General features: G+C 64.8%; 10 protein-coding genes. 7 read left to right on the plus strand and 3 right to left on the minus strand.

The window, feature by feature from the left end; genetic code table 11:
* The 4 genes from X803_RS20425 to X803_RS0115030 form a co-directional block, all read left to right on the plus strand.
* On the plus strand, positions 1–1240 hold a 1240-nt coding region (locus tag X803_RS20425), incomplete at its 5' end, for a leucyl aminopeptidase (protein WP_084033834.1).
* A 174-nt stretch (positions 1241–1414) separates the two neighbouring features.
* On the plus strand, positions 1415–2797 hold the full coding sequence (gene lpdA, locus X803_RS0115020) for a dihydrolipoyl dehydrogenase (RefSeq protein WP_026545770.1): 1383 nt from the start codon (positions 1415–1417) through the stop codon (positions 2795–2797).
* Positions 2798–2920: 123 nt separating this feature from the next.
* On the plus strand, positions 2921–4708 hold the full coding sequence (gene sucB, locus X803_RS0115025) for a 2-oxoglutarate dehydrogenase, E2 component, dihydrolipoamide succinyltransferase (protein WP_026545771.1): 1788 nt from the start codon (positions 2921–2923) through the stop codon (positions 4706–4708).
* 155 nt (positions 4709–4863) lie between these two features.
* Positions 4864–5295 carry an OsmC family protein gene (locus X803_RS0115030; RefSeq protein WP_026545772.1) on the plus strand — a complete coding sequence of 144 codons (432 nt, stop codon included), beginning with the start codon at positions 4864–4866 and terminating at the stop codon, positions 5293–5295.
* A 103-nt stretch (positions 5296–5398) separates the two neighbouring features.
* Here X803_RS0115030 and X803_RS0115035 read toward each other — a convergent pair whose 3' ends face one another.
* Positions 5399–8812 (minus strand): S41 family peptidase, encoded by a 3414-nt coding sequence (locus X803_RS0115035; RefSeq protein WP_026545773.1) that lies wholly within the window; start codon positions 8810–8812, stop codon positions 5399–5401.
* 32 nt (positions 8813–8844) lie between these two features.
* Positions 8845–10515, minus strand: a complete 1671-nt coding sequence (locus X803_RS0115040; protein ID WP_051470801.1) for a serine/threonine protein kinase — start codon at positions 10513–10515, stop codon at positions 8845–8847.
* A 104-nt stretch (positions 10516–10619) separates the two neighbouring features.
* Here X803_RS0115040 and lipB point away from each other — a divergent pair, with 104 nt between their 5' ends.
* The 3 genes from lipB (at position 10620) to X803_RS0115055 (ending at position 13203) form a co-directional block, all read left to right on the plus strand.
* On the plus strand, positions 10620–11342 hold the full coding sequence (gene lipB, locus X803_RS0115045; RefSeq protein WP_026545775.1) for a lipoyl(octanoyl) transferase LipB: 723 nt from the start codon (positions 10620–10622) through the stop codon (positions 11340–11342).
* A complete protein-coding gene (gene lipA / locus X803_RS0115050) occupies positions 11339–12340 on the plus strand; it encodes a lipoyl synthase (protein ID WP_026545776.1) in 1002 nt (333 codons plus the stop codon). The genes lipB and lipA overlap by 4 nt, the downstream gene beginning before the upstream one ends.
* A gap of 89 nt (positions 12341–12429) precedes the next feature.
* Complete coding sequence (locus X803_RS0115055; protein WP_026545777.1) at positions 12430–13203, plus strand: DUF4191 domain-containing protein; 774 nt, start codon at positions 12430–12432, stop codon at positions 13201–13203.
* 18 nt (positions 13204–13221) lie between these two features.
* Here the strand turns inward: X803_RS0115055 and X803_RS20430 are convergent.
* Positions 13222–13588, minus strand: a 367-nt coding sequence (locus X803_RS20430) for an RDD family protein (protein ID WP_051470802.1), incomplete at its 5' end; no start/stop codon positions are given.

The raw sequence follows: 13588 nt of genomic DNA on the forward strand, positions 1-13588 counted from the left end.
TCGGGCCGCCCGCCAGCTGGGCGGTGTTGAAAGCATCGCCGTTGCGCTGCCCGCGGCCACCGTGGAGCAGGCCGCTGCGGTTGCCGAGGGGATTCTCCTGGGTAGCTACTCCTACACCGAGCACTACTCCTCCGTCGGAGGCAAGGCACCGCGTCCCTCCGCGAAGACCCTCTCCCGCGTCGCCATCCTGACGGCCGCGGCACAGGACCGCGGGTTGAGGGCGGCCCTTGAGCGCGCCCAGGCCATCGGCCGCGGAGTCAACGCCACACGGACCCTCGTCAACCAGCCGCCGAGCCATCTTTACCCCGAGTCGTTCGCGCAGTTCGCGCGCGACTACGTCAAGGGTCTGCCGGTGAAGGTGAACGTGCTGGATGAAAAGAAGCTGGAAAAGGACGGCTACGGTGGAATCCTCGGCGTCGGCAAAGGCTCCTCACGCCCGCCCCGGCTCGTCAAGCTCGAGTACAGCCCGGCCAGGTCGAAGATCAATCTCGCGCTCGTCGGAAAGGGAATCACCTTCGATTCCGGCGGACTGTCCCTGAAGCCGGGCGCAGGCATGCAGACCATGAAGCTGGATATGGCGGGCGCCGCCGTCGTGCTCGCCGCCGTGGCGGCCATCGCGCAGCTCGGTCTCCCTGTCAGCGTCAGCGGCTGGCTGTGCCTGGCGGAAAACATGCCTTCGGGCACCGCGCAGCGGCCCTCCGATGTGCTGACCACCTTCGGTGGGCGCACCGTCGAGGTTCTCAACACGGACGCCGAGGGGCGTCTTGTCATGGCGGACGCGCTTGCGGCCGCCAGCGCGGAATACCCTGACGCAATCATCGATGTGGCCACCCTCACCGGCGCACAGATGGTCGCCCTGGGCAAGCGGGTTTCCGGCGTCATGGGAGACGACGGCGTCCGGGACGCGGTCAAGGCCGCAGCAGACCGGGTGGGTGAGCAGTTCTGGCCCATGCCCCTGCCGGAAGAACTGCGTCCCAGCCTCGATTCAACGGTCGCCGACATCGCGAACATCGGAGAGAAGTTCGGCGGAATGATGACCGCCGCTGTCTTCCTGCGGGAGTTTATCGGCGAGGTCGACGGCGAGAAGATCCCCTGGGCGCACCTGGACATCGCGGGCCCCGCCTTCAATGAAGGCAGCGCATACGGGTATACACCCAAGGGCGCCACAGGAGTTGGGGTCCGCACCCTCCTGGCGTACGTCGAGGACGTGGTCGAACGCGCGGAAAAGCAGTCAGCCTGAACCTGGCTCCATGCGGGGTGAGACTCGACACACAGTGAGGTGTCCCGCCCTTCATCAAGTGGCTGATGGTGGGATGTGGCGATAGGGTGAAGCCAGATCACACCAAGCATTCCGCCAGACATCAACAGACGCGCGAACCTAAGTGCGTCACCGACCACGCGAGGGAGCGTCCAAGTGGCCGATACGGCAACTGCGCAAGAATTCGACATCCTGGTATTGGGCGGAGGCAGCGGGGGTTACGCCGCCGCCCTTCGCGCCGTACAGCTCGGCTTCACGGTTGGGCTCATTGAAAAGGGCAAGCTCGGGGGAACCTGCCTTCATAACGGGTGTATCCCCACCAAGGCCCTGCTGCACTCCGCTGAAGTGGCGGACAGCGCACGCTCGGCCGCGAAGTACGGCATCAACGCCACGTTCGAGTCGATCGACATGACGGCCGTGAACGCCTACAAGGACGGCATCATTGCCGGCAAGTTCAAGGGTCTTCAGGGTCTGATCAAGGCCAAGGGAATCACCGTTATCGAGGGTGCCGGGCGGCTGACCGGTCAGAACACCATCGAGGTTGACGGCACCACCTACACGGGCAAGAACATTGTTCTCGCCACCGGCTCGTACTCACGTTCCCTCCCCGGGCTGGAAATCGGCGGCAAGGTCATCACCTCCGACCAGGCACTGACCATGGACACCATCCCGTCAAGCGCGATCGTGCTCGGCGGCGGCGTCATCGGTTGCGAATTCGCCTCCGTCTGGAAGTCGTTCGGCGTCGACGTGACTATCGTCGAAGGCCTGCCCTCCCTGGTGCCCAATGAAGACGCCGTTATCGTCAAGAACCTCGAACGCGCGTTCAAGAAGCGCGGCATCAAGTTCAACACCGGAACCTTCTTCGACAAGGTCGAGCAGAATGACGACGGCGTCAAGGTCACCCTCGTCGACGGCAAGACCTTCGAAGCCGACCTCCTGCTGGTTGCAGTGGGCCGCGGCCCCGTCACCGACGGCCTCGGCTACGAGGATGCGGGCATCACCCTGGACCGCGGCTTCGTGATCACCAACGATCGCCTGCACACCGGCGTGGGCAACATCTACGCTGTCGGCGACATCGTTCCCGGCCTGCAGCTTGCACACCGTGGGTACCAGCAGGGCATCTTCGTCGCCGAGGAAATCGCCGGGCTCAAGCCCGTCGTCGTCGAAGACGTGAACATCCCGAAGGTGACCTACTGCGAACCCGAAATCGCCTCGGTTGGCCTGACCGAAAAGGCTGCCAGGGAGAAGCTGGGCGAAGACAGGGTTGAAACCCAGGAATACAACCTTGCGGGCAACGGCAAGAGTTCCATTCTCGGCACCGGCGGCATCGTCAAGCTGGTCAGGGAGAAGGACGGCCCCGTGGTGGGAGTCCACATGATCGGAACCCGCATGGGCGAGCAGATCGGAGAGGCGCAGCTCATCGTGAACTGGGAAGCCTACCCCGAGGACGTGGCACAACTGGTTCACGCCCACCCGACACAGAACGAATCGCTCGGCGAAGCTCACTTGGCCCTCGCCGGCAAACCGCTCCACGGCTGACCGCCGCTTCCACAGCGCACAACCTGCACCAAGCTCCACAAAGCATCACTGGCAACCTCGCACCGACCGGCTGTTCCCGGGACCGGCGGTGAAAGGTAGAAAGAACAAGGAGAAACGGACACCATGTCTGAATCCGTAAACTTGCCGGCCCTCGGCGAGAGTGTCACCGAAGGTACCGTCACCCGTTGGCTCAAGCAGGTCGGCGACCGCGTCGAAGTCGACGAGCCCCTGCTCGAGGTATCGACGGACAAAGTCGACACAGAGATCCCCTCCCCGATCGCGGGAGTCATCGAGGAAATCCTCGTCGCTGAAGACGAGACCGCCGAGGTGGGAGCTCCGCTGGTGAGGATCGGCGACGGTTCGGGCGGATCGGACAGTTCGAATGATGAGGACTCAGCGGCCTCGGCAGAAGATTCTGAGCAGCCCGCAGAAAATCCCGATCAGACAGACGCCGCCGAGGAAACCGCTGAAGCGGAAGCGCCCGCTGCCGAGGAATCCACGGACTCCGGTGAGAGCCAGGGCGGCGGGCAGGGCACAGAGGTGACGCTGCCGGCACTGGGGGAAAGCGTCACCGAGGGAACAGTTACGCGCTGGCTCAAGGCGGTCGGCGACGAGGTCGAGGTCGACGAGCCTCTGCTCGAGGTCTCGACTGACAAGGTTGACACCGAGATTCCCTCCCCCGTCGCGGGAACCCTGCAGGAGATCCGGGTCAATGAGGACGAGACCGCTGAGGTGGGCTCCGTCCTCGCAGTGATTGGTTCCGGCAGCGCTGCCCCCGCAGCGGCTGAACCCACCTCAGCTGAACCGGTTGCAGCAGCACCGTCGACCGAGCGGGAAGAACCGGCCGCTGAGCCGGCACCCGCCGAGACCACGTCCCAGCCGGAACCCGAGACAGAGCCTGCCGAGAGTGCGCCCCCCGCTCCGTCCAGGGAAGCTCCTGCTGCCGATGACAAGCAGGGTGAACCGTCCGGCGGGGACGCCGTGTACGTCACGCCCCTCGTCCGGAAGCTGGCCAACCAGCACGGAGTCGATCTCGGGTCACTCAAGGGAACGGGTGTCGGCGGACGCGTCCGCAAGCAGGATGTCCTTGAAGCCGCGGAGGCAGCGAAAGCACCGCAGCAGGAAACGGCACCCGCTGCCGCGCCCGCTGCGTCCTCCGCACCGGCCGCGGCTCCGGCCGCATCCAGTCTGCGCGGAACCGTGGAGAAGGCCCCGCGTATCCGGCAGACCATCGCCCGGCGCATGCGGGAGTCACTGGAAGCCTCGGCCCAGCTCACGCAGGTCATTGAAGTTGATATGACCCGCGTTGCGCGCCTCCGCTCGAAAGCAAAGGACAGCTTCCAGGCGCAGAACGGCGCCAAGCTCACCTTCCTTCCGTTCATCGCCAAGGCGGTGACCGAAGCGCTGAAGCAGCATGCCAAGCTCAACGCTTCCTTCGATGAGGAAGCAAAGGAAGTGACCTACCACGACGCCGAACACTTGGCCATTGCGGTGGATACCGAGAAGGGTCTGCTGGTACCGGTCATCAACGACGCCGGCAACCTCAACCTCGCCGGACTCGCCAAGAAGATCGCTGACGTGGGTGCCCGCACCCGCAACGGACAGATCGGACCGGATGAACTCTCCGGCGGTACCTTCACGATCACCAACATCGGGTCGGTGGGCGCGCTGTTCGACACCCCGATCATCAACCAGCCCCAGGTCGGAATCCTCGGCACCGGAGCCATCGTCAAGCGTCCGGTGGTTGTCACAGACGCGGACGGGGAAGACACCATCGCCATCCGGTCGATGATGTACCTGTGCCTCACCTACGACCACCGTCTGGTGGACGGGGCCGACGCCGGCAGGTTCCTGCAGTCGCTGAAGTCCCGTCTTGAAGATGGTGCGTTTGAGGCAGATCTCGGCCTCTGAACGGCATCACCATGCAGATGGCAGCGTTCCGGCTTCCCGGGGCGCTGCCATCTGCGTCCGGGGGCGGAACAACATAGCTTCTTCATCGAAAATGATGGAGAAATGCCGGGCGTCCCGCGTCCGGTGAACATGATTCACATCGAAAAGGAGAACTCATGGCTACCGTACGTGCAGCACACACTGTCTGGTCCGGCGATCTGTTCAGCGGATCGGGTCAGGTTTCACTCGACACCTCCGGTCTTGGCACCTATGACGTCACCTGGAAGGCCCGGGCAGAGGAGGCAGAGGGCAAGACCAGCCCCGAGGAGCTGATCGCAGCTGCCCACTCCTCATGCTTCTCCATGGCATTCAGTCTCGCGTTGAGCGAGGAGGGCAAGACCGCTGAGCGCATCAATACCCGGGCCGAGGTGGATTTCCAGCCCGGAGAGGGCATTACAGCCATCCGTCTCACGGTGCAGGCATCCGTTCCCGGGCTGAGCGAGGAGGACTTCCAGCGGCTCGCCAACGACGCCAAGAACGGTTGTCCCGTCTCCCAGGCCCTGGCCGCGGTGAAGAATATTACGCTGGACGCGACGCTGGAGTCCTAGGAACCGCCGAACGGCCCGGCGCCTTCGTCCCCGCCGAACGGCCCGGCGCCTTCCCATCCGGGGAGGTGCCGGGCCGCCGTCGTTCGCTGGCGCGTGACCGGAGTCAGGCCCGCGGAGGGAGGGGAGCCGGCACCAGTTTCGGGTAGTTCTTCCGCTCAGGAGGCACGTCCGTAGGCAGTTCCTCCAGCATCTCGCGGAGGATACCGACTGCGTGCTCAAGCTGCGGATCCTCCTGCGCCGCATAGGCATGCGGCGGGAACGGGACCTCGATATCCGGGTCCACTCCGTAGTTCTCCACTGCCCATTCGACGCCGCCGGTCATCCAGAAGGCGTATCGGGGCTGGGTGACACCGGTACCGTCGGCGAGTTTGAACCGCCCGTCGATTCCGACGACGCCTCCCCAGGTCCGCGTCCCGATCACCGGTCCGATCCCCCGAAGCTTCGCCACCTGGGTGATGATGTCACCGTCGGAACCGGCAAACTCATCCGTCAGGATCACCACTGGGCCGCGCGGTGCGTGCGCCGGGTAGGTGCCGGGCTGCTCTCCCCTAGGAAGCGACCACGCCGTCACCTTGCGCCCGATGAGTTCTGCCACGAGCTGCGAGGTGTGACCACCGCGGTTTCGGCGCACGTCGATGATCAGCCCGTCGCGGGCCGTCTCACGGTCGAGGTCGCGGTGGAGCTGCGCCCATCCGCGCGCCACCATGTCCGGAATATGCAGGTAGCCGAAGCGCTCCCCCGAAGCCTCGTGCACAATCGTGCGGTTGGCATTCACCCAGTTCTGGTAACGGAGCCGTTCTTCGCTGCGAAGCGGCACCACCGCAACCCGGCGCACCGTGGTCCGTGCGCCGTCGTCATGATGTCTGGCAACGGTCAGCTCCACCGGGCGTCCGCCCGCACCGGTGAGCAGCACGGCGGGGCCAAGGTCCGGAGGAACCGGAACGCCGTCGACCGCCTGGATGATGTCTCCGGGTTCTACGGCAACTCCGGGTGCAGCCAGAGGCGCGGCGGCCTGGGGATCCGAGGATTCTCCGGCGAAGATTCTGTCCACCCGCCAGCCGCGCTCTGAACGGCTCATCTCAGCGCCGAGGAAACCCTGCGCACCTGTGCCGGGCTCGCCGGCGAGAGCCGGCGTGACGTAGGCGTGGGATGTCCCCAACTCACCATGCAGCTCCCACAGGACGTCTACAAGGTCGTCGTGCGATCCAATGCGGTCCAGCAGCGGCCGGTAGCGCTCACGCACCCCCACCCAGTCCAGGCCGCCCATGTCCTCAGCCCAGAAGAAGTCCCGCTGCAGGCGCCACGCATCCTCGAAGGCCTGGCGCCATACGCTCGGAGGATCCAGCAGGACACGGATCCGGTTCAGGTCCACGCTGACACGCTCCGCTGACTCCGGGTCGGCCGGACCGGAGGTCGGCACGGCCGTCACCGACCCAGCGTTGACAATCACAGCCCGTTTGCCGTCGCCGCTGATCTCGAACGAACCTACCTCCTGCACGAGGGTGGTTGTCTCCCGTTTGATCATGTCGAAGCGCTCGAGCCGCTTGGCAGGTTCCTTCGCGTCGGTGGTGGCGCGCCCGTCTCCGGTGATTCCCATCGTGTCAGCAGCCACCCAGAGGAGCGCGTTCTCCACTGTGCGCAAGCCCTCATACGTCCCCTGCGGAACCGGCACGGGAATGATCCGCTCGGCAAGGCGTTCTGCCGCGACGTCCACCACGGCCTCCTTTTTATCCTCATCCTCCGGCGCCGGCCGATCGTGTACCGTCGGCCCGAAGGGTGAAGCAGTGCTCGCAGCAAGCGCCACCAGGAACGGCTTGGTCGAGGCAGGGAAGCTTAGGTCGAAGCGGTGAGTGTCATACACCGGGTCGAAGCTGCGGTCGGACAGGAAAGCGATATAGCGGCAGTCGGGGGTGAACGACGGCGCGTGGTCGCGGAAGCGCCCGTCCGTGACGTCGAGGATCTCCGCGTCCTCCGTGGCACGGGCCAGCCGGATGCGGGTGCGTGCTCCGTCTCCGGTCACGGGCTCCGCCCAGACCAGCCAGGCGGAGTCGGGGGAGAAAGCAAGATCATCGATGGCCCCGTGCGGGGTTGTGGACAGCGTGAAGTAGCCGTCGCTTCCGATCTTGTGGATGAGTATTTCGCCCATCTCCCCCGCAAGGGCCAGGATTTCCCCGTTGGGGCTCACTGCCAGATTGCTGGCCCTGAAGCGGTCTGCGAGCACTACACGGCTGAGCGCTGCGCTGCCGGCATGGTCCTGCGCATCGACAACCGCCGTTTCGGGTGCGGCGGGATCAACCGGCTGGTCCGGATCAGCACTTTCCCCGGGGGCTCCTATACTGCCCGGCCCCGCCGCCGGTACGGGGGCCGGAAGTCCTTCATCGGATGTGGTCGGCTCGGCAGGTACCGGGCCGTTCGAGGCCGGAAGATCGACGTCGAACACATTGCGGATGTAGAGCGCCTCCTCACCCTCGTGATCGGCAATGTAGGCAACGCGGTCATCACCTACCGGCCGGCCCAGCCGGGCACGAACACCTGCGGTTGCCTCAACCACCCGTGACGGTCCATCCCTGTGGGTCAGCAGGTGCAGGGTTCCGTGTGACTCAATGATGCTGGCCCGGCCGTCACCCACCGGCGAAGCGGCGGCGAGATGCCGGGAGACGTTCAGCGGCTGGGGACGGCGGCCAGTGGAGGCTGACCCAAGAGTGATCTCAAGGGTGCGCGGTTCAGCACCGAGGTTGTCCAGCAGCCAGAGCGTGCCGGCGGACTCGTACACCACGCGGGTTCCGTCCGTGCTGGCGTGCCGCACGTAGAAATCCTGATGGTCTGTGTGTCGCCGGAGATCCTGGCCGTTGGGCGCCACCGAGTAGAGGTTGCCGTATCCCTCATGGTCCGAAAGGAAGGCCAGCCGCCCGCCGACCCACATCGGGTCCGCGAGGTTACCGTCCAGCTCCGGCAGGAATCGGGTGAAGTCCCCGGAGCCGTCAGGATCAATCCAGAGCTTTCCGGCGGTGCCCCCGCGATATCGTTTCCACCAGGCCTGTTCACGGGTAATGACGCTTCCGATGACAACCGGACGCTCATCACCGACCGCTTCCCCGTAAACAATCGCGTCCAGTGGACCGTATGGCACAACGCTGCCCGCCGAACCATCCACCGGCAGCGTATAAGCCCACGTATGGCGGGGATCCTCGTGCCGGAAGGCGCTGGTTGCGACGATCCGTCCGTCGGCAGTGAAGCCTTTCACCCGTGTGCTTTGGTGCCCCCAGTAGGTGAGCCGCCGGAAGTTACCGCCGTCTGTATCCGCGGCCACTACTTCCGGCGCAGAACCCCGCACCACAGTCCACGCGATGGTTGAACCGTCGGGTGAGAACCTCGGATTGCGTACGGGCTGCTGAAGCGCCGATATACGCCAGGCCCGCCCACCGGAAACAGGAGCGACCCAAACGTCGTTTTCTGCGGCGAATGTGACGAAATCCTTGGACAGATGCGGATAGCGCAGGTAGTGATAGGGAGCCATTGTCCGATCATAACCACACCGGGCTGAGGCCCTCAGACGGTGTCGCTATTGTGCACTCGTGCAATTTTCCAGCGGTCGTCCTGCCTGACGAGAATGAAGATGAGGTCCTGCGGCACCGGAGCGGCTACATTCCGGACAGCAGCGCCCGTGCTGTCTGTCTCCGTGTAACCGGACAGAACGGCTGTGGCCGCCACCGCCGCAGCGCCCGCCGGGACCGCAATCGAATCCAGCTCCGTAGCGCCCTGAAGGCGGATGTTCAGACCGTTGAACACATACCCGCCCTCCCGCAATCCAGCGAGGAGTAGCCGGTCAGCTGCCATGGCGTCCGAATCCTCGATGTTGACGTGGGACAGGAGCCCTTCGTCTCCGGTTGACATGGCCATGGCCCGTACCGTCACCAGCGCCGACAGCGCTGTGACTGGCTCTGTATGCGCCAGCCTCTCCTCCATGGTGGGAGAAAGCGCCGCGCGCTCCGGGGTGCCTGCAAGGCTGTCCGGGCTGCCCGGAACATCCGGCTGCTGCCTCCCGGCGTCAGCTAGGTAATCAGCCACGGGCTGAATATGCGGCAGAGCGAGCAGCGCGCCGCACAGCACCAGTACCGCAGCCATGCTTTTCACCGGCGCCGCGCTCCACCGGACCGGTGAGCCGGCCCTTCGCCGCGCCTTCCGGGGCTTCCCGGACACCGCGCCTGGCCGCAGTGGGAGTTTAGCCCGCCCGCCCCTTGCCCCTCGCAGGACCCGGATCGCGGCAGAAAGACGGGACCGCGGGTCCCGCAGCTGTTCCCCTGCAGCGCGCCGGGTCAGCAGTTGCGGAAGGACGGAAGGATGCACCGCAGCAACCAGGTCCAGCGGAAGCGGCGCGGCCGAGCGCAGTACAGTGTCCGCCAGCTCGCCTGCTGAAGGCCGTTTCCGGGGATCGTCGTGCAGGCAGGCTTCGAGGATGGAAAGCAGCTCGGCCGGCACCTCAGGCACCAGAAGGGTCAGCGGCGCCCGGTCCCTTGCCTGGCCGGGCGGGCTGCCGGTCAGCGCGTACCAGCCGAGGGCAGCGAGGGAATAGACGTCCGCGGCGTGGCCGGTGGCCTGCGCCCACTCACGCCTCCCTTCGGCGAAACCGGCCGTTCCGGTGACGCGTTCCCGGGGTTCCCCGAGCAGGCGGCTGATACCCAGATCAGCGAGTAGCGGCTTTCCCTCTGCGGAGAATAGAACGTTTCCCGGCGATACATCGCCGTGCAGAACGGAGGAGGAATGGAGGTATGCGACCGCCTGCGCGATAGGCGCCAGAACTGTGACCACTTCACCGATACTGAGCCGCCCGCGGGCGCTGACCAGATTGAGCAGCGAACCGCCGGCCGCGTATTCCGCGAGGATTCCGGGACCGCAGTCTGTGGAGACGGATCCTCGGAGACCCAGCAGGTGCGGATGGTTCAGCGCCCCCAGAACCGCAATCTCACGATCCAACTGTGCTGTATGCGGGCTGTCCCCGCCAGTGCCACTTCCAGCGATACCGGGCGAAGCGGAAGGAATCTTGAGCGCCCACTCCGTGCCCGTGCGCGGATCCTCAACGAGCCAGACGGCTGCGCTGCTGCCCACGCCAAGCAGTCTGCGGGTGGTGTAACCGCTCAGGTGCGGAGGCTTCTCCCGTGCGGAGTCCAGGAGGTAACCGGTTGGCGGCCCCGCTGCAGTCTGGCGAAGGAAGTTGTCCATGCGCACCAGTCTCGGCCATACGGCTTTCCGGTGCAGAAGTTATCCACACCCATGGCCGTTTCACCGAATGTGGAATCGGTGCTGCGCGGGTCTACGCTTGTGGAATGACTCTGGAGTTCTCCCGAATCGGATTCGACCCGCACTTCGTTGACTACCTTGAAGGTTGGGACCGGCAAAAGGCGCTGCACGCCTCGGTTATTGCCGGAACATCGCCGAGCAGCGTCCTCCTGCTCGAACACTCCCCCGTCTACACCGCCGGCAAACGGACCGAAGAGCATGAGAAACCCTTTGACGGCACTCCCGTTGTCCCGGTTGACCGAGGCGGCAAGCTGACATGGCACGGACCGGGACAGCTGGTCGCTTACCCGATTTTGGCCCTTCCTGAACCCACCCGGGTTGCCGACTACGTCGGCATTCTTGAAGACGTCATCATCGCTGTGCTGACGGATTATGGCCTGTCCGGCATCCGTATCGAGGGAAGATCCGGAGTATGGCTGGCGGCGGATGACCGCGGACCGGACCGGAAGATCGCCGCAATCGGCATTCGCATCAACCGCCGCGTGACCATGCACGGATTCGCCATCAACTGCAGCAATGATCTTGCCCCGTTCGCCCAGATCGTCCCCTGTGGCATCACCGACGCCGGGGTGACAAGCATTTCGCATGAGCTCGGCCGGACCGTCACCCCGGCCGATCTGGTCTCGCGCATCGAAGAAGAGCTGCGCAACAATGAAACGGCACTGGTGCTTGGTGCCGACCAGCATCCCGCCGCAATCAAGACAGCACGGGCCGTCGGCAACGACCGGCCGGAAGGAGCCTTACTGTGAGCCTCGCCCCCGAGGGAAGACGCCTGCTGCGCGTCGAAGCACGCAACGCCGCCGTTCCGGTTGAGCGCAAGCCCGACTGGATCAAGGCCAAGGTAAACATTGGTCCCGAGTTCGTCGGCATGAAAAACCTGGTGAAGAAGGAAGGTCTGCACACAGTCTGTGAGGAAGCAGGCTGCCCGAACATCTTCGAATGCTGGGAAGACCGGGAAGCGACTTTCCTGATCGGCGGTTCGGAATGCACCCGCCGCTGCGACTTCTGCCAGATCGACACCGGGCGGCCGGCTCCACTTGACCGCAGTGAACCATTCAAGGTTGCCCAGTCGGTCCAGTCCATGAACCTCCGCTACGCCACAGTGACCGGAGTGGCCCGCGACGATCTGGAAGACGAGGGTGTGTGGCTCTACGCCGAGACCATCCGCCAGATTCACGCGCTCAACCCGGGAACCGGCGTCGAAATCCTCATTCCGGATTTTTCCGGCAACCCGGATCACATCACCGCGATCTGCGATGCACGCCCGGAAGTGTTCGCCCACAATGTTGAAACGGTCCCGCGGATCTTCAAACGTATCCGCCCAGCCTTCCGTTACGAACGGTCGCTGGACGTCATCACCCAGGGCAGGGACCAGGGAATGGTAACCAAATCCAACCTGATTCTTGGAATGGGCGAAACCCGGGCCGAGATCTCCGAAGCGCTCCGTGATCTTCATGCCGCGGGATGCGACCTGATCACCATTACGCAATATCTCCGTCCCAGTGAGCGGCATCTTCCCGTGGACCGCTGGGTGAAGCCCCAGGAGTTCGTTGAGCTTCAGGAGGAGGCCGACGAAATCGGTTTCCTCGGCGTCATGAGCGGGCCGCTCGTCCGTTCGTCCTACCGGGCCGGCCGGCTCTGGGCGCGGGCGATGCGAAAGAAGGGTCTTGAGCTTCCTCCCGAGCTCGCCCACATTGAGGACTCCGGAAGCACCCTGCAGGAAGCCTCCAGCCTGCTGGCAGGCTGATCGGCCGGCCGGGTTCCCCTGCTGAAATCGGACGTTCGCCTCGCGCGGGCGTCCGATGTGCGTTGGGCATCACGTAGACTTAAGGCACTATGGCCAACAGTACTGACAACAGCTCCGACACCGCTTCGAACGCCGACGGATCGGCCCCGCGGCGCCGATTTTTCGCACGCAAACCGAAGGCGGACAAGCCTCCGAAGAAGCCGGGCACTCTGAAGCGCATCGGCGAAGTTTTCGCAATGACGCGCCGCAATGATCCGAACGCCGTGTGGGTTATGGTGCTGGCGTTCCTGGGGGTCATTGCGGTAGGGCTCGTGATCGGATTCCTGATCCGCAACGTGGTCACCATGCTCATCATCGCCATCCCTCTGGCCTTCCTCGCAGCACTCTTTATCCTGTCCAGGCGCGCGGAACGGGCAGCCTTTGCGCAGATCGAAGGTAAGCCGGGGGCTGCGGGAGCCGCTCTGAGCGTCCTGCGTCGCGGCTGGATCCTGAAGGACGAGCCGGTCGCTGTCAACCCACGCACGCAGGACGCGGTCTTCCGTGCAATCGGCCGTCCGGGCATTGTGCTGGTAGCCGAAGGTCCCGTCAGCCGGGTCAAGCAGCTGGTCAACGCCGAACGGGTGAAGATGAACCGGATCGTGCCCGGGGTACCGGTCCAGGTGGTGCACGCGGGCAACGGAGAAGGCCAGGTTCCCCTGCAGCGCATCTCCAAGACACTCCAGAAGATGAAGAAGAACCTGACCAAGCAGGAAGTGTCCGCCGTCGACAAGCGTCTGAGCGCTCTTGGTCCGCGGATGCCTATCCCGAAAGGCGTGGACCCCTTCAAGGCCCGCCCGGACCGCAAGGCGATGCGCGGCCGCTAGGCTTCATGCGAAGCCGGGTCAGCTGGACGTCCGCACCAGTACGGTGCCCACGGCCCGGTCGTGCAGTCCGCGCTGATCTTCATCGAAAATAACTGCCGGAATCACGAGACAGATCAAGGCAGTGCGCACGATAGCCGGTCCAAAGCCGGCCGGACGGCCCTCCAGGCGCTGAACCTGCAGTTTGAAGACCCGGTGCCCGACGCTGTATCCGAGGGTTCCGACCAGAATCATCTGTTCAAGCGCGAAGATGCCGAGAGTTGCCAGGCCGTCGTATCCGAAAAAGGCGGCCGATATCAGGCTGCACAGAGCCCAGTCGATCATCAGTGCACCCAGCCTGCGCCCGGGGCGGGCGATCGAACCTCCGCCGTCGGCCGGCCGGCCGAGA

It is taken from the genome of Arthrobacter sp. 35/47 (genome assembly GCF_000520475.1).
Classification (GTDB): domain Bacteria; phylum Actinomycetota; class Actinomycetes; order Actinomycetales; family Micrococcaceae; genus Arthrobacter_D; species Arthrobacter_D subterraneus.